This is a genomic window from Mycobacterium sp. 360MFTsu5.1 (genome assembly GCF_000383495.1).
Classification (GTDB): Bacteria; Actinomycetota; Actinomycetes; order Mycobacteriales; family Mycobacteriaceae; genus Mycobacterium; species Mycobacterium mucogenicum_B.
Genome location: NZ_KB911462.1, coordinates 98,638 through 115,130, shown reverse-complemented (window position 1 = coordinate 115,130; position 16,493 = coordinate 98,638). Strand labels below are relative to the sequence as shown.

The window sequence follows — 16,493 nt, the reverse complement described above, 5'->3', positions numbered from 1 at the left end:
GGCGACCTAACCGAAGCGGCCGGAGATGTAGTCCTCGGTGGCCTTCTTGGACGGGTTGGAGAAAATCTTCTCGGTGTCGTCGATCTCGATCAGCTGGCCGGGCTTGCCGGTAGCTTCGAGATTGAAGAACGCCGTCTGGTCGCTGACGCGCGCCGCCTGCTGCATGTTGTGCGTGACGATCACAATCGTGAAGTCCTGCTTCAGTTCTGCGATCAGGTCCTCGATGGCGAGCGTCGAGATCGGGTCCAGCGCCGAGCACGGCTCGTCCATCAGGAGCACGTCGGGCTGCACGGCGATGGCGCGGGCGATGCACAGGCGCTGCTGCTGACCGCCCGAGAGACCACCACCGGGCTTGTCGAGGCGGTCCTTGACCTCGTTCCACAGGTTGGCGCCCTTGAGCGACCGCTCGGCGACCTCGTCGAGCGTCTTCTTGTTGCGCACGCCCTGCAGCTTCAGCCCGGCCACCACGTTGTCGCGAATCGACATGGTGGGGAACGGGTTCGGGCGCTGGAACACCATGCCGATGGTCTTGCGCACGCCGACCGGGTCGACGCCGGGGGCGTAGATGTCGTCACCGTCGAGCAGCACCGAACCGGTAGCGCGGGCGCCCGGGATCACCTCGTGCATGCGGTTGAGGGTGCGCAGCACCGTCGACTTGCCGCAGCCCGACGGCCCGATGAACGCCGTTACGCTGCGCGGCTCCACCGACAGGCTGACGCTCTGCACGGCGTGGAAGGAGCCGTAGTAGATGTTGAGATCTTTGAGATCCAGACGCTTGGCCATTGACGGTACTCCTGCTCAAACTTTCTTCGGGGCAAAGAACTTGGCGCCCAACCGCGCCGCCACATTCAGCAGCGCGATCAGCAGCACCAGGGTCAGCGCCGCTCCCCACATCCGGTCGGTGGGGACCTCGTTGGCGCCGGCACCGGCGCCGATCTGGTCGTACATCATGCCCGGCAGCGACCCCATGAAGCCGCCGAACATGTCGAAGTTCATGGCCTGTGCGTAGCCCACCAGGACCAGCAGCGGGGCCGTCTCACCCATGACGCGGGCCAGCGACAGCATGACGCCCGTGACGATGCCCGACAGCGCTGTCGGAATGACAATCCGCACAATGGTTTTCCACTTGGGAATGCCCAGCGCGTAGCTGGCCTCGCGCAGGTCCATCGGGACGATGCGCAGCATCTCCTCGGTGGACCGCACGATGACCGGGATCATCAGCAGTACCAGCGACAGCGACACCGCGAAACCCGTGCGCTGGAAGCCCAGGGTGGCGACCCACAGCGCGTAGACGAACAGCGCGGCGACGATCGACGGGACACCGGTGAGGATGTCGACCATGAAAGTGGTGACCTTGCCCAGTTTGGTGCCGCCGCCGTACTCCACGAGGTACACCGCCACCATCACGCCGATCGGGATCGAGATGACGGCGCACACCAGCGCCTGCAGGACGGTGCCGACGATGGCGTGGTACGCGCCGCCGCCCTCGACGAACGCCGTCATGCCGGACTGCGAGTTGGTGAACCATTCCGACGCGGTGAGGGCCTTGTAGCCCTTGGTGATAACGGAATACAGCACCCACACCAACGGGATCAGCGCCACGAGCAGTGACAGGCTGACGAGCACCGTCGCGACCTTGTCGGTCACCTTGCGGCGCAGGCCCACCCCTTCGAACGACTGGTGCTTGACGGGCCGCTCCAGCATCGCCGCCATCTTCGCGTTCATTTCGCCGTCCTTCCGGCCACGACCGCGCGGGCCGCGGAGTTCACCACGAACGTCAGGATGAACAGCACCAGGCCGGCGGCAATGTAGGCACCCGCTTTGTACTGGTCGTTGAATTCGCTTGCGGTGGCCGCGATCTTGCTGGCGAACGTGTAGCCGCCGTCGAACAGGGTCCAGCTGAACTGGGTCTGCGTACCGCGCAGGATGATCAGCAGCGCGATGGTCTCGCCGAGCGCGCGGCCGAGGCCGAGCATCGCACCGCTGATGTAGCCCGAGAGGCCGAACGGCAGCACCGTGGTGCGCACGACCTCCCAGCGGGTGGCGCCCAGCGCCAGTGCGGCTTCGATCTGGCCGCGCGGTGTCTGGATGAAGACCTCACGAGTGACAGCGGTGATGATCGGCAGGATCATCACCGCGAGCACGATGCCCGCAGTGAAGATGGTGCCGCCACCGGCCACCGAGGCGTTGCCGGTCTTGAACAGGAACAGCCAGTCGAGATTCTTGTTGAGCCACAACGCAAACGGCTTGAGCACGGGGGCCAGCACGTAGAGGCCCCACACGCCGTAGACGATCGACGGCACCGCCGCGAGCAGGTCCACCACATACGCCAGCGGCCCGGCCAGTCGGCGCGGCGCGTACTGCGTCTGGAAGATCGCGATACCCAGCGCCACCGGCATCGCGATCAGCAGCGCGAACACCGACACGAAGACGGTGACCTGCAGCAGATCGAGGATGCCGAAGTGCATCGCCGAGGTGTCGGTGGTGACCCAGTTGCCACCGAAAGTGAAGAAGTTCTCTTTGTTGCGGGCGAGCGCCGGGATGGCGCGCCACAGCAGGAACACACCGATGGCCGCGATCAGCGCGACGATCAGTACGCCGGAACCCTCGGCGAGCAGGCGGAAAATCCGGTCGCCCAGGCGAACTTTCGAGCCCTTCAGCGGGTCGAGAGACACCGGCGTCGGCTCGGGGAAGGGTGCGGCGATTGCCTCCCCCGACCCCGCGTCGGCTGGATTCGGTGTTGTCACTGTCATCCTGTCAGGAACCTAACGGTCGTGGGCTCCGGTTCCATCCTTACCGCGATGGAACCGGAGCGCCAGCACTGCTTAAGCGATTGCGTCGACCGACTGCAGCAGACGCGTCTTGAAGGCGTCGGGCAGCGGGATGTAGCCCGCCTTCGACAGGTTGGCCTGGCCCTGGTTGGCGGCCACCTTCAGGAACGACTTCACCGCGGCGGCGGTGTCGGCGTCGTAGCCCTTCGAGCAGACGATCTCGTAGGTGGCCAGCACCAGCGGGTAGGCGCCGGCTTCCTTGGTCGAGTACAGCGACTTCAGGTCGAGGGCCAGGTCGTTGCCGTCCTTGGCGAACTTGGCGGACGCGATGGCCTTCTTGGCGTTGTCGTCGGTCAGTTCGACTGCGCCCGAACCGGTGTCGATCTGCGCGAACGGCAGACCGGCAGCGGCGGCCGGGCTCTTCTCGACGTAGCCGATGGCACCCGGGGTGGCCTGCACGGCCTGTACGACGCCGGCCGACTTCTGCGCGCCCTCACCGGCGCCGCCCTGGAACTCGCTGCCGGCGCCCTTCTTCCAGCTCTCCGGAGCCGCGGCCGACAGGTACTTCTGGAAGTTGTCGGTGGTGCCCGACGAGTCCGAGCGGTAGACGGGCTTGATGTCGGCGTCCGGCAGGGTGGTGCCCGCGTTCAGCGCGGCGATGGCCGGGTCGTTCCACTTCTTGATCTCGCCTTGGAAGATCTTGGCCAGCACGTCGGCGTTGACGACGAGCTTGCTCACGCCTTCGAGGTGGTACGCCAGGGCGACGGGGCCGAAGACCAGCGGCAGGTTCCACGCCGGGTTGCCACCGCAACGCTCGGCGGCCTTCTCGATCTGCTCCTTGGCCAGCGCCGAGTCGGAACCGGCGAAGTCGACCTGCTTGGCGATGAACTGCTGGCGGCCGGCGCCCGAGCCGGTGCCGTTGTAGGACAGGTTCTTGCCCGAGCACACCTGGCCCCAAGCCTTGTTGAACTCGGCGATGGCGTTCTGCTGCGCGGTCGAGCCCTCGGCGGTCAGCGCGTTCTTGCCGCCGCACTCGGCGGCCGAACCGGACGACGACGACGCGGTGCCGGACTTGTTGTCATTGCCACACGCAGTCATGCCGACGGCAAGCGACGCGGCCGCTGCGGTGACGACGAATGCTTTACCGATGCTGGTGAACTTCACGGGTCCTACTTTCGGTGTCGGCCGATGGTCGGCTTTCAAGGGTCGGCTTCCGACTCCCGCGCAACGTATGCGGCCGTAATGGACGAATCACTGATGCCGAATGAACACCGGGTGAACACGGACAGGGACTTTTCAGCCAACTCGCCGTTTCAGCTAACGGTCGGGGCCCCCGCGTAGGCGACGTCGGCGCTGTACAGCTCGAACCCGAGACGTCGGTAGGTCTTCACCGCCGCGGTGTTGTCTGCCTCGACATACAGCAGTACGGTGCCGTCCGTCCCCAGCCGGTCTGCCAGGTAGTGCAGGCCGGCCAGCGTCAGCAACGCACCGAGGCCGCGGCCCTGCGCGTCCGGGCCGACGCCGACGACGTACACCTCGCCCACGCCGGAGGCGTCAGAAGACTCGGTGTCCGGAGTCCGATGAACTTTCGTCCAGTGGAAGCCGAGCAACCGCTCCCCGGTCAGATCGTCGGCGTCATACGCCAGGAACAACCCGGCCGGATCGAACCACGACTCACCCCGGCGCTCGTCCACCTCGGCCTGCGTCCAGCCACCCTGCTCGGGGTGCCAGTGGAACGCCGCGTTGTTGACGCGCAGCAGTTCGGCGTCGACGTCGGGTCCCGGATAGGTGGTCAGCCGAACACCCGGTACCTCGGTCAGCGCAGGCAGGGCCGACAACGAGCGGCGCATCTGCCAGAGTTCGCGCACCGCGGTCAGGCCGAGCGCCGCGGCGGTGGCCCGCGCGGCATCGAGGTTGCCGTGCGCCCAGATTCGGGTGGCCGGGCCACCGGCGGCCAGGCCGGTGCGGATCAGCTCGCTGCCGATCCCCCGGCGCCGGGCGTCGACGGCGACGACGGCCTCGGCCATGTCCGGCGCGAGATTCAGATAGCCGACCAGCGCACCGGAGTCATGCGCCAGCAGATGCCGGGTCCGGTCCAGCGGGAGTTCGCGCAGCACCTGGTCCCCGACCGGGGCCACGCCGTCGGCGGCGGTCGCCGCCGCGACGAGTTCACGGATGGCCGTCTGGTCGGCAGCACTCAGTGCGGTGTGCCAGGTCAGTTCCGTCACTGCACAGGCTGGGTCTGGCGGGCGCCGTTCTCGACGTCACCGGAGTCGCCGTCGTCCTCGTCGTCGATGTCGTCGACCGATTCGGCCGCGCCGTTGGTGCGGCCGCGCGCGGGCCGGACGGCCTTGTAACCGACGTTGCGGACGGTGCCGATCAGCGACTCGTAGTCGGGGCCGAGCTTGGCGCGCAGGCGCCGGACGTGCACGTCGACGGTGCGGGTGCCGCCGAAGAAGTCGTAGCCCCACACCTCCTGGAGCAATTGGGCGCGGGTGAAGACCCGGCCGGCGTGCTGAGCCAGGTACTTCAGCAGCTCGAATTCCTTGTAGGTCAGATCGAGAGGCTTGCCACGAAGCCGCGCGGTGTAGGTGCCCTCGTCGATGACGAGTTCGCCGAGCGTGATCTTGCCGGCGCTCTGCTGGTCGGCGACGCCGTTACGGCGTCCCACGAGCAGCCGCAGCCGGGCGTCGATCTCGGCCGGGCCGGTGCCGGGCAGCAGGATTTCGTCGATACCCCACTCGACGTTGACGGCCACCAGGCCGCCCTCGTTGACCACGGCCACCACGGGTACGGACGCTCCGGTGCTGCCCAGCAGACGACAGAGTCCGCGGGCGGCCGCGAGATCAGTGCGCGCGTCGACGATCGCCACATCGGCGTTGCCGGCTTCCAGCAACGACGACACCTCGGTGGGTGCCGGCCGCACACTGTGCGGCAGTAGCGCCAGCGCCGGGAGCACAGACTCCGGGTGCGGGTCGACGGTCAGTAGCAGAAGATCCAACGGGTCCTCCAGTACGTCCGGGGCCACACCGGACTCTCCCCCGCGACGACGCTGTCGCAGTTCAATCCGATTCAACTCCGGAGAATCATGGCTGACACATGGCCGTTACCGGCCAAGATCATCTAACGATAGCTTGCCACCTGCGATTTAGCGGCTTGGAACGGCCGGTCGCACCACTGCGCGGCTGGCCGTACGCCAGAATGTCCGGATGCGTAAGGTGCTGACCCGGCTGCTGATCCCAGCGGTCGTGCTGATCCTCGCGGTCGTCGGCACCGATTTCGGCTTCGCGATCTTCGCCGAATATCGAATGTCCCGCAGCGTCCGGACCGCGGCCCACCTGCACTTCGATCCGTGGGTGTCGATCCTCGGTTTCCCCTTCGCAACCCAGGCGGCGCGGGGCCGCTACCAGCAGGTCGAGGTCAAGGCGGCCGCCGTCGCGCACCCCGTCGTCGGCAAGGCGTCCATCGAGGCCACGCTGTACGACATGGTCGCGACGCCCAAGTCCTGGCTCATCGGACCCGACGCCAAATTGACCGCGGCGAAGCTGGAAAGCCGCATCATCGTCGACTCGACCCATGTCGGCCGCTTCATGGGCATCAAGGACCTATTGGTGGAAGCCCCCACCAACGATTCCAACGATGCGACCGGCGGCACCACCGAATCCGGCATCTCCGAGAACCACGGCCTCGTGTTCACCGGGACCCCGGCCGCCGCCGGCCTCGACAAGCGCGTCAGCGTCTCGGTGGACCTGTCCATCACCGGCGCCGACCGCACCAACCTGGTGTTCACGGCGACCGACGTGCTCACCGGCCCGGGCACCGCGGAAGAAAAGGTGCCCGACGACAAGAAGGCCGCGGTCCTGCGGGCCTTCTCCACCACGATGCCGGGAATGAAGCTGCCGTTCGGGCTGACCCCGACCAGCGAGGGGGCCCGCGGCTCCGACGTCATCATCGAAGGCATCGCGACGGGAGTAACCGTGCCCCTGGATGGGTTCAGACAATCATGAACTCCACAGTTGTGGTGCTGACGGTCCTGGTCGCCGCGCTCGGGATCGCGTACATCATCGGCCGCCTGCTGACGCTGCGCGCCGGCCTGATGAAGGAAGTGGTACCGGCCGAGGCGTCGGCCGAAAACGACAACGCCGACCTCGGCCTGTCGACCACCGGCCCGACCGTCGTGCATTTCAGCGCAACGTGGTGCGGACCCTGCGCGGCCGTGCGCCGCGTCGTCGACCAGGTGTGTGACGACCTCGGGGTCGCGCACGTCGAACTCGATCTCGACGCCAATCCCGTTGCGGCCCGACGACTGTCGGTGCTCTCGCTGCCGACGACATTCATCTTCGACGCCGCGGGGCAGCAGCGGTACCGCACCGCGGGCGTCCCGAAATCCGCTGATCTGCGCGAGGCCCTGCTACCGCTGTTGGCCTGACCACCCCGTTGTTGGGTAAGCTGTCTGCCGTGTTGGCCCCCCGCGAGCTCCTGCTCACCAAGCGTCGCGCAGTAGATCTGTGCCGCGTTGCGGGTTGTTGCTGTTGTTGTTGTAGCTGCTGAGTAGCCGCGCCGTCATTTCGTGTTGCGCTCCGAGCAGCCCTTCTGTGGCCAGTCCACATTTACAACCAACAGGAGCTTTCCCATGTCAGACAATTCCATCGAAACCCCGCAGGTCGACGTGCGCGGACCCCGCTTCGCAGCCTGGGTCACCACCGCCGTGCTGATCCTCACGCTGCTCGTTTCGGCCGCCAGCCCGATCGCCGCGGCCGTGATTCTCGGTCTGCAGGCCGTCGTGTTCGCGATCGGCGCCATCGGCGGACCGCGCAAGCATCCCTACGGCCGGATCTTCGCCACCTTCATCGCGCCGCGGCTGGCCCCGGTGAGCGAGAAGGAACCGGTCGCGCCGCTGAAGTTCGCCCAGCTCGTCGGACTGCTGTTCGCCATCGTGGGATTCGTCGGCTTCGCGACGGGTATCACCGCGCTGGGCCTCGGTGCCACCGCGTTCGCGTTGATCGCCGCCTTCCTCAACGCCGCCTTCGGCATCTGCCTCGGTTGCCAGATTTACCCGCTCGTGGCGCGATTCCGCGGCACCGGCGCCCCCGCCACCACCTGACCCGCTAGAGCTCATAAGCAACCGAAAGGAATTCGTACATGGCACGTTCCGACGTCCTGGTCTCGACCGAATGGGCCGAGAACAACCTCGACACCGCCGGCGTGGTGTTCGTCGAGGTCGACGAGAACACCAGCGCCTACGACGACGAGGGGCACATCCCCGGCGCCGTCAAGCTGGACTGGCGCGATGATCTGCAGGACTCGGTCAAGCGTGACTTCGTCGACCAGCAGCAGTTCTCGAAGCTGTTGTCCGACAAGGGCATCAGCAACGACGACACCGTCATCCTGTACGGCGGCAACAACAACTGGTTCGCGGCTTACGCCTACTGGTACTTCAAGCTGTACGGCCACGACGACGTCAAGCTGCTCGACGGCGGCCGCAAGCGCTGGGAGCTCGACGACCGCCCGCTGGTCAAGGACGCCACCGTCCGCCCGGCGACCTCGTACGAGGCCAAGCCCATCGACAACAGCATCCGCGCGTTCCGCGACGAGGTGATCGCCGCGATCAACACCAAGAACCTGGTCGACGTGCGTTCGCCCGACGAGTTCTCCGGCAAGATTCTGGCTCCCGCGCACCTGCCGCAGGAGCAGAGCCAGCGCCCCGGCCACGTGCCGAGCGCCATCAACGTGCCGTGGAGCCGGGCCGCAAACGACGACGGCACCTTCAAGTCCGACGAGGAGCTGGCGAAGATCTACGCCGACGCCGGCCTCGACGGCGAGAAGGAGACCATCGCCTACTGCCGCATCGGTGAGCGTTCGTCGCACACCTGGTTCGTGCTGCAGGAACTGCTCGGCCACCGGAATGTAAAGAACTACGACGGCAGTTGGACCGAATACGGCTCCCTGGTGGGTGCCCCGATCGAGTTGGGAAACTGAATATGTGCTCTGCACCCAAGCAAGGCCTGACGCTGCCGGCCAGCGTTGACCTGGAGAAGGAAACGGTCATCACCGGCCGCGTCGTCGACGGCTCGGGCCAGCCGGTCGGTGGGGCATTCGTGCGCCTGCTGGACAGCACGGACGAGTTCACCGCCGAGGTCGTCGCGTCGGCCACCGGTGACTTCCGCTTCTTCGCCGCGCCCGGCACCTGGACACTGCGCGCACTGTCCAAGGTCGGCAACGGCGACGCCGTGGTTGCGCCGACCGGTGCCGGCATCCACGAGGTCGACGTCAAGGTCGCATGACCTGAGTTAGTTCTCACTGCCGCGAGCGGCCGTGTTTGTACCCCGACACTCCGTGTCCGGACGTACAGATACGGCCGCTCGTCGCATTTGACGGGCCGGTGCGGCGCACGTCACACCGAAGCCCCGAGTAATCTGTCTCCCCGTGGTGCTTTTCTTCGAGATCCTGCTGGTCGTGGCCACGCTGGCCATCACCTGGTTCGCGCTCTACGCGCTGTACCGCCTGATCACCGACGAGTCGTGACGTCCGACCAGGACCCTGACGGCTTGGGCGAGCTCGGCGCACTGAGCGGCTCCGGCGACCGCGCCATTGCCGCGGCAGCCGATCGCGCCAAGGCCACGGCCGCGCGCAACGTGCCCGGGTTCGACGACCTGCCGCTGCCCGCGGACACCGCCAACCTGCGCGAAGGTGCGGACTTCAACGACGCCCTGCTGGCCCTGCTGCCGCTCGTCGGCGTCTGGCGCGGTGAGGGCGAGGGCCGTGAGTCCGCCGGCGACTACCGGTTCGGTCAGCAGATCATCGTGTCGCACAACGGCGGCGACTACCTCAACTGGGATGCCCGCTCCTGGCGGCTCGACGAGAACGGCGAATACGCCGGCCCGGGCCTGCGCGAGACCGGCTACTGGCGGTTCGTGAACGATCCGAACGATCCCCACGGGCAGGACGAGTCCCAGGCCATCGAGCTGCTGCTGGCACATTCGGCCGGCTACGTCGAGCTGTTCTACGGCACCCCGCTGAACCAGGCCTCCTGGGAACTGGCCACCGACGCCCTGGCCCGCAGCAAGTCCGGCATGCTTGTCGGCGGCGCGAAGCGGCTGTACGGGATCATCGAGAACGGCGACCTGGCCTACGTCGAGGAGCGCGTGGACGCCGACGGCGGCCTGACCCCGCACCTCTCCGCGCGCCTGTCTCGTTTCGTCGGCTGACGGTCCGTCAGCTCGCCCCGCTGATCTCGTAGCTCCCGGCGCAGCCACTTCACAGGCGACGCCTAGATTCTCGATATCACTCCCCCATCGGCGCTCTCTAGCGTCTGCCTGGTCAGTATTCGCAACCAGATTGGGGGAAACGTGGTTCCTTCCGCTATTCGTCTCGCCGTCTTCAGTGCGACCGCGGCCGCACTGGTCGGCGGTGTGGTCGGGTGTTCGTCGAGCAGCGACTCGGCACCGAGCAGTTCGACCACGGCGTCGTCGGCAGCCTCGTCCAGCAGCGCGGCACCGGCATCCGGCTCGGAAGCTCCGGGCACGCCACCCGGTGGTGACGCCTTCGCGCAGTGCCTGACCGAGCACGGCGTTCCCGCGCCGCCGCAGGGCCCGCCGCCGGGCGCTCCGGGCAAGCACGAGGGCCATCAGGGTCCGCCGCCCGGGGGCGAGCACGGCACCCCGCCGGCTCCTCCAGGGGTCGACGAGAACACCTGGAAGTCCGCGACGCAGGCGTGCAACTCGCTCGCGCCAGCGCCCCCGCCGGCCGGCTGACCTACCCCGGACATGGGGCGGCCCCCGAGCCAAGGTTCCTGGTTGGACAAGACCGGGAGGCTCGGGGGCCGGGTGGCTGCGGGAATTCGCGAGTGCGCTCGGGAATTACCCTGCGCTACTAGCGGGCAGCCACCTCACATGTCCTCAAAGAATCAATCAATTTGTCGGACCACCTCCTTCCCTGTGTACGTGCGACCGTACTCCCAGGTCGAAGACCCGACAACCGATTTTTCTCGGACTCAGATCTGCCCGTCGATCAACCCGCCGATCAAGGCCTCGAAAGGCGAGCCCGCCAGCGCGCGCCCGTCCAAGGTATGCACCCGCGCCGCCAGCGTGATCGCGGAAAGCAGCCAAACACCTTGTGCGGCAAACAAATCCGGCACGGTCACCCGCCGGTACACACACTCGACACCCTGCGCCGCTGCGGCCGCGAACAGCGCGCGCTGCGTGGTCGACGGCAGGATCGACGACGCATCGGGCGTCACCAGAACCGGTTCGCCGGCCGCGCCACGGACCGCCAGCACGACGGCCGAGCGCGGCCCTTCGAGCACCGCGCCCGTCGCGTCGACGAACACGGCGTCGCCGGCGCCGGCCCGTTCGGCGTGCCGCAGTGCGGCGACGTTCGCGGCATAGGACAGCGATTTCGCGGCCGCGAGCGGCCAGTGCGGCCGCACCAGTGTCACCGCCGCGACACCGTCCCGGCGGGCCGCGGCGACGCGCGCCGGCACGGCCGAGACCATCACGAACGCCACCACACCGTCGGCACCGCGGCCGAGCACCAGCCGCAGCACGGCCTCTCCGCCGGGCCACTGGCCGACCGCGGACGCCACCGCCGCCCGCCACCGCTCGGAATCGGGGCACGGCAGCCCAGCCAGTACCGCCGACCCCGCCAACCGCGCCAGGTGCTCGTCGAGCAGGAGGACGACGCCGCCCCGCACCAATGCCGTCTCGAAGACCCCGTCGCCGCGCGAGAACACGGGATCGTCGGCGCGGACCGTGGACCGGCAGCCGTCGACTGCGACGACGATCGGCGGCGGGGTGGTCACGGCCAGAAGGCTAGTCGGGACGCCAACTACGCTCGAAGCATGAGCGCAGTTCCCGCCCCCGAATCCGGACCCGACGCCGGCGCCGTCTGGCACTACGGCGACCCGCTCGGGGAGCAGCGTGCCGCCGCCACCGAGGCCATCGTCGTCGACCGCGGCCACCGCGCGACCATCGCACTCACCGGCGACGACCGCCAGAGCTGGCTGCACACCATCTCGAGCCAGCACGTCAGCGCCCTGCCGGAGGGGTCCGTCGTCCAGAACCTGAGCCTCGACGGCCAGGGCCGCGTCGAGGACCACTGGCTGCAGACCGAGCTCGGCGGCGCCACCACGCTGGACACCGAATCGTGGCGCGGGCAGCCGCTCGCCGACTTCCTGCGCAAGATGGTGTTCTGGTCCAAGGTCGAGGTGAACCCGGCCGACCTCGCGGTGCTGTCGCTGCTCGGACCCGCCGTCAACCAGCTGGACCTGCCGACCCCGGACACCGACTGGACGGCCGCGCCGCTGCCCCAGGGCGGTTTCGTGCGCCGGCTGGGCGCCGAGGAGATCGAGCTCGTGGTGCCGCGGGCCGACGCCGCGGCATGGCGACAGCGGCTGCTGGATGCGGGCGTCCGGCCCGCCGGGTTGTGGGCCTACGAGGCCCTGCGGGTGGCGGCGCTGCGGCCGCGGTTGGGTGTCGACACCGATGAGCGCACCATCCCGCATGAGGTCGGCTGGATCGGCGGGCCGGGCGTCGGCGCCGTGCATCTGGACAAGGGCTGCTACCGCGGCCAGGAGACCGTCGCGCGGGTCCACAACCTGGGCAAGCCGCCCCGCATGCTGGTCCTGCTGCATCTCGACGGCGGCGATGACCGTCCCGCGACGGGTGATCCGGTGCTCGCCGGTGGCCGGGCGATCGGCCGCGTGGGCACCGTCGCCGAGCATGTGGACCTGGGCCCGATCGCGCTGGCGCTGCTCAAGCGCGGCGTGCCCGCTGATACGGAGCTGACCACCGGCGGTGACGCCCAGGTGCCCGCCGCGATCGACGCGGACTCGCTGCCGGAGGCCGATACGTCCGCCGGCGCGGGCCGGGCCGCGGTGGACCGGTTGCGCGGCGGCGCCCGGAACTAGTTGTCCTGCACCAGCGCCCGGTAGCGGTCGGGACGGCGGCGCCGGACCCGCTCGGCGACGACGACGCCCGCGGCGAAGATCGCGGCGATGAGCCCGCCGAGCACGACCGCGGTGGTGGTGCTGCCGACCAGGAGCGCGAAGTTCTTGATCACCAGCAGCAGGATCGCGGTGAGGCCAAGGAAGGACAGGCCGGGCGCGATCACGGTGTGCCACAGGCTCGCACCGTGCTCCTGCGTCCGGAAGAAGACGATGACGGCCAGGCTCGTCATTGCCATGAGGGCGATGAGGCCCAGTGTGGACGCGCCGGAGAACCACATGTAGGTCTGGGTGATCGGGTCCCAGCCGATCACCGCGACGGCGACCATCGCGGTCAGCGAGATCACCGTGAACACCAGCGACGAGCGGGACGGCGTGCGGTGGCGTTCGTCGATCTCGGCGAGCGACGCGGGCAGCAGCCCCTTGGTCGCCAACGTGAACTGGTAGCGCGTGATGACGTTGTGGAACGACAGCACGCAGGCGAAGAAGCTGGTCACCAGCAGCACCTGGATGACGTCGGTGAGGATCGGCGAGACGTAGGTGCTCGCCAGGTTCTGCACGACGTTCTCGGGCTCGGCCTTGGCAGCGTCGACGGCGCGGTCGACGCCCAGGCCCTCGACGACGGCCCACGCCGCCAGGGCGTAGAACAGGCCGATGAAGACCACCGCGGTGTAGGTCGCCCGCGGGATGGTGCGGTCGGGGTCCTTGGCCTCATTCCGGAACACCGCGGTGGCCTCGAATCCGATGAAGCAGAAGAACGCGAACATCAGCCCGAGACTCGGTGCACCTGTGGCGAATTCGGACGGTGACAGCGGTACGAGGCTCAGGCCGCCCTCACCGCCGGACCAGCCGGCTCCGCCCGCACAGATGACGCCGATGTCGACGAGCACTACGGCCAGCGTCTCGGCGATAAGCAGCACGCCCAGCACCTTGGAGCTCAGCTCGATGTCGCGGTAGCCCAGCACCCCGACTAGACAGACCCAGCCAATCGCACTGGCCCACCACGGAATTCCGATGTGCACGGCGGTCAACAGCTTCGACGTGGCCACACCGAGGTAGGTGTACAGCCCGATGAGCATCACCCCGTAGGACCCCAGCGCCAACGCCGCCGCCCCTACCCCGACGTGCCGCCCCAGCCCGCGCTGGATGTACGAGTAGAACGCGCCGGCATTCGGCACGTACTTGCTCATCGAGGTGAAGCCGACCGAGAACAGCGCCAGGATCACCATCGCGATCAGGAAGAACTGCGGGGCGGCGGCGCTGCCGCTCACCGAGATGATGATCGGGACGCTGGCGGTGACGACGGCCAGCGGGGCGGCCGCGGCGACGACCATGAACACGATGGAGCCCACGCCCAGCCCGCGCTGCAGCATGGTGTGTGTCCCGGGCGCTGCTTCCAGCGTCGTCGCGGGGTCGGATGGTGGAGTGTTGATCATTGATTTTCGGCTTTCTGACGACGCTGTCGGGGTGAATTCCGGGAACCCAGGAACGGCGGGGTGGTCGGGCGGGGTCAGTCGGCGAGCACGCCCCGCAGCACGATGCTCTTGATCTGGGTGAATTCGTCGAGCGTGTAGGCGATCCCTTCACGCCCCAGGCCGCTCTTCTTGTAGCCGCCGAACGCGGCCACGTCGGGCCGGTAGGTGTTGCCGCCGTTGACCGAGACGATGCCGGCCTTGATGCGCCGGCCGGCGCGGATGGCCTGTGTGACGTCGTTGGTGAAAACCGCTGCATTGAGCCCGAATTGGGAGGCGTTGGCGAGTTCGATCGCCTCGTCGAGGTTGTCGACGGCGAGCACCGAGAAGACCGGCCCGAAGATTTCTTCGTCGGTGGCGATGCCGACGCGCGTGTCGATCTCCAGCAGCGTGGGGTCGATTAAGGCGCCGCGCCGCGTGCCACCGACCAGCACGCGCGCGCCCTGCTCGACGGCCTCGTGGATCTGCCGTTCGACGGTCCGGGCCGCCTCGACGCTGATGAGCGGACCGACATCGGTGGTTTCGCCGCGCTGATCGCCGACCCGTAGCGCCGCGACCCGCTCGCGCAGGCGGTCCACGAACTCCTGATAGCGGGACTGGACGACCATGATGCGCTTGGTGGCCACGCACACCTGTCCGTTGGCGTAGGTGCGCCCCGCGACGGCATGGTCGACGGCCGTGTCCAGGTCGGCATCGTCGCAGACGATGAAGGCGTCGTTGCCGCTGAGTTCGAGGAAGACGCGCACGACGTTGCGGCCCGCGGCGGCGGCGATGACGGCGCCCACCGCCGTGCTGCCGGTGAACGTGACCGCCGCGATGTCGGGGCTGCCGGCCAGGTGCGCGCCGACGACATGGCCATAGCCGGTGACCAATTGCAGTGCAGCGCCGGGCACTCCGGCCCGGTGCAGGATCTCGGTGAGCATCACCGTCACGATCGGGTCGTCCTCCGGCGGCTTGACGATCATGGCGTTGCCCGCGGCGAGCGCGGCGCCCACCTTGTGCGCGTACAGCTCGGCCGGGAAGTTGAACGGGACGATGCCCACCATGACGCCGAGCGGCTCACGCACCGTGAGCATGAGGTCCGATTGCAGCCCGTCCTGAATGTCGAGCGGGATGGTCTGCCCGAACAGCCGCAGGGACTCCTCGGCGAAGCCGTCGAAGATGCGGGCGGTGGTGTCGATCTCCAGCCTCGCGTCGGCGATGGTCTTGCCGTTCTCCGCCGACAGCATCGCGCTCAGTTGCGCGCGGTCGGCCCGGATCTGCGCCGCGGCGGTCTTGAGGATGGCGGCGCGACGGAAAGCCGGTGTTGCCGACCAGGTTTCGGCACCTGCCACGGCCGCGTCGAGGGCGTCCTGCGCGTCGGCGATCGTGCCCGCCGGCACGGTGCCGATGAGGTGGCCGTCGAACTTGTCGCGGATCTCGATGACCTCACCGGAGGCGCTGTCGCGCGCCTGACCACCGATCGACATCCGGTGTTTGGCGAGCAGTTCCGTTGCTGCGGTCATCGTCGAATTCCTCTCGGGCGGGCCATGGCGGCAAGACGCTGCCTATGATGCAGACCACATTTCGTGCCCCGGGAAGATTCCGAACATCGTGCGCCAGGTGGTCCGGAAGTTTCGATGATCTTCGAAACAAGCCCGGCCGAAGCTGGTGCCCGCCGAAATTTCTTCGGTATTTACCGGATCGGCCGACGCATCTCGTCGTAACCGCTGACGTATTCCATGTGCTGGACCCCGATGTAGTGGTCGAACATGATGCTGGTGGTCGTGGCCGCGACGGGCCCGGAACTGAGCTTGGTCGCGACGAAGTCGCGCAGCTGACTGGTCGACGTGCAGGCCACGTGAATCAGGAAGTCGTCCGGCCCGCCCATGTGAAACACGTTGAGCACCTGGGGAAACCGGATCACGCGGCTGGCGTAGCTCTTGACCTGATCACGCGCCGACGCCGGCAGCCGCACGAAAACGATTGCCTGCACCGGGAATCCGAGGGCCTCGTAGTCCACGAAGGCGTTTATCGAGCGGATCACACCGAGCTGCTCGAGCCGCTTGATCCGGGCATGGCAGGTCGACGGCGCGATCCCCGCCTTGCGGGCCAACTCGTTGTTGGTGCGCCGCCCGTTGGTGGTCAGCTCCCAGAGCAACAACTCGTCGATCTCGTCGGTCTTGACCTCTCCGACCCGGTCGTCCTCATACCGTTGCATCTGAACCTCCTCGTCCCACAGCCTGGATCCGCGGCGTCCACATCCGCGTTCGGGCAGCACATCCTTCGGCGCAACTCGGACAATACGGACCATGACCGAAAAATGTG

At 67.9% G+C, this 16,493-nt stretch carries 19 protein-coding genes; 9 read left to right on the top strand and 10 right to left on the bottom strand.

Annotated features, from left to right (window positions below; genetic code table 11):
* Positions 1–6: 6 nt before the first annotated feature.
* The 6 genes from pstB to H289_RS29400 form a co-directional block, all read right to left on the bottom strand.
* Entirely contained in the window at positions 7–783 is a 777-nt protein-coding gene (gene pstB, locus H289_RS0100620; RefSeq protein WP_020098814.1) for a phosphate ABC transporter ATP-binding protein PstB, read from the bottom strand.
* Positions 784–798: 15 nt separating this feature from the next.
* On the bottom strand, positions 799–1,713 hold the full coding sequence (gene pstA / locus H289_RS0100615) for a phosphate ABC transporter permease PstA (protein ID WP_029104629.1): 915 nt from the start codon (positions 1,711–1,713) through the stop codon (positions 799–801).
* 8 nt (positions 1,714–1,721) lie between these two features.
* Complete coding sequence (gene pstC / locus H289_RS0100610) at positions 1,722–2,753, bottom strand: phosphate ABC transporter permease subunit PstC (RefSeq protein ID WP_036419923.1); 1,032 nt, start codon at positions 2,751–2,753, stop codon at positions 1,722–1,724.
* A 72-nt stretch (positions 2,754–2,825) separates the two neighbouring features.
* The gene (gene pstS, locus H289_RS0100605) at positions 2,826–3,935 is read right to left on the bottom strand and encodes a phosphate ABC transporter substrate-binding protein PstS (RefSeq protein WP_020098811.1); all 1,110 of its coding nucleotides are present in this window, start codon (positions 3,933–3,935) and stop codon (positions 2,826–2,828) included.
* A 149-nt stretch (positions 3,936–4,084) separates the two neighbouring features.
* Positions 4,085–4,999 carry a mycothiol synthase gene (mshD, locus tag H289_RS0100600; RefSeq protein ID WP_020098810.1) on the bottom strand — a complete coding sequence of 305 codons (915 nt, stop codon included), beginning with the start codon at positions 4,997–4,999 and terminating at the stop codon, positions 4,085–4,087.
* Positions 4,996–5,772 (bottom strand): winged helix-turn-helix transcriptional regulator, encoded by a 777-nt coding sequence (locus H289_RS29400; RefSeq protein WP_036419969.1) that lies wholly within the window; start codon positions 5,770–5,772, stop codon positions 4,996–4,998. The genes mshD and H289_RS29400 overlap by 4 nt, the downstream gene beginning before the upstream one ends.
* Positions 5,773–5,980: 208 nt before the next feature.
* On the opposite strand from H289_RS29400, the gene lmeA reads away from it, so the two are divergent.
* The 8 genes from lmeA to H289_RS32155 all read left to right on the top strand — a co-directional run bounded on the left by lmeA (position 5,981) and on the right by H289_RS32155 (position 10,525).
* Positions 5,981–6,778, top strand: coding sequence for a mannan chain length control protein LmeA (gene lmeA, locus H289_RS0100590; RefSeq protein ID WP_020098808.1), 798 nt, complete (start codon positions 5,981–5,983; stop codon positions 6,776–6,778).
* Positions 6,775–7,200 carry a thioredoxin family protein gene (locus H289_RS0100585; RefSeq protein WP_029104627.1) on the top strand — a complete coding sequence of 142 codons (426 nt, stop codon included), beginning with the start codon at positions 6,775–6,777 and terminating at the stop codon, positions 7,198–7,200. The genes lmeA and H289_RS0100585 overlap by 4 nt, the downstream gene beginning before the upstream one ends.
* 29 nt (positions 7,201–7,229) lie before the next feature.
* Positions 7,230–7,322 (top strand): Ms5788A family Cys-rich leader peptide, encoded by a 93-nt coding sequence (locus tag H289_RS33960; protein WP_350224456.1) that lies wholly within the window; start codon positions 7,230–7,232, stop codon positions 7,320–7,322.
* 82 nt (positions 7,323–7,404) lie between these two features.
* Complete coding sequence (locus H289_RS0100580) at positions 7,405–7,875, top strand: DUF4395 domain-containing protein (RefSeq protein ID WP_020098806.1); 471 nt, start codon at positions 7,405–7,407, stop codon at positions 7,873–7,875.
* 38 nt (positions 7,876–7,913) lie between these two features.
* Positions 7,914–8,750, top strand: coding sequence for a sulfurtransferase (locus tag H289_RS0100575; protein WP_020098805.1), 837 nt, complete (start codon positions 7,914–7,916; stop codon positions 8,748–8,750).
* 2 nt (positions 8,751–8,752) lie between these two features.
* Entirely contained in the window at positions 8,753–9,055 is a 303-nt protein-coding gene (locus H289_RS0100570; protein ID WP_020098804.1) for a DUF1416 domain-containing protein, read from the top strand.
* A 237-nt stretch (positions 9,056–9,292) separates the two neighbouring features.
* Positions 9,293–9,979, top strand: coding sequence for a heme-binding beta-barrel domain-containing protein (locus tag H289_RS0100560; protein WP_020098802.1), 687 nt, complete (start codon positions 9,293–9,295; stop codon positions 9,977–9,979).
* Between the two features lie 141 nt (positions 9,980–10,120).
* Positions 10,121–10,525 (top strand): hypothetical protein, encoded by a 405-nt coding sequence (locus H289_RS32155; RefSeq protein WP_081633269.1) that lies wholly within the window; start codon positions 10,121–10,123, stop codon positions 10,523–10,525.
* Between the two features lie 239 nt (positions 10,526–10,764).
* On the opposite strand, the gene H289_RS0100550 is transcribed toward H289_RS32155, so the two are convergent.
* On the bottom strand, positions 10,765–11,571 hold the full coding sequence (locus tag H289_RS0100550; protein ID WP_020098800.1) for an aminodeoxychorismate lyase: 807 nt from the start codon (positions 11,569–11,571) through the stop codon (positions 10,765–10,767).
* Positions 11,572–11,610: 39 nt separating this feature from the next.
* Here H289_RS0100550 and ygfZ point away from each other — a divergent pair, with 39 nt between their 5' ends.
* Positions 11,611–12,678: a CAF17-like 4Fe-4S cluster assembly/insertion protein YgfZ gene (gene ygfZ, locus H289_RS0100545; RefSeq protein ID WP_020098799.1), complete on the top strand. Its 1,068-nt coding sequence runs from the start codon at positions 11,611–11,613 to the stop codon at positions 12,676–12,678.
* Here the strand turns inward: ygfZ and H289_RS0100540 are convergent.
* The 3 genes from H289_RS0100540 to H289_RS0100530 all read right to left on the bottom strand — a co-directional run bounded on the left by H289_RS0100540 (position 12,675) and on the right by H289_RS0100530 (position 16,386).
* Positions 12,675–14,150, bottom strand: a complete 1,476-nt coding sequence (locus H289_RS0100540; protein WP_020098798.1) for an APC family permease — start codon at positions 14,148–14,150, stop codon at positions 12,675–12,677. The two genes, ygfZ and H289_RS0100540, sit on opposite strands and share 4 nt — an antisense overlap.
* A 74-nt stretch (positions 14,151–14,224) precedes the next feature.
* Entirely contained in the window at positions 14,225–15,691 is a 1,467-nt protein-coding gene (locus H289_RS0100535; protein ID WP_020098797.1) for an aldehyde dehydrogenase family protein, read from the bottom strand.
* A gap of 170 nt (positions 15,692–15,861) precedes the next feature.
* Complete coding sequence (locus tag H289_RS0100530) at positions 15,862–16,386, bottom strand: Lrp/AsnC family transcriptional regulator (RefSeq protein WP_036419968.1); 525 nt, start codon at positions 16,384–16,386, stop codon at positions 15,862–15,864.
* Positions 16,387–16,493 lie beyond the last annotated feature (107 nt).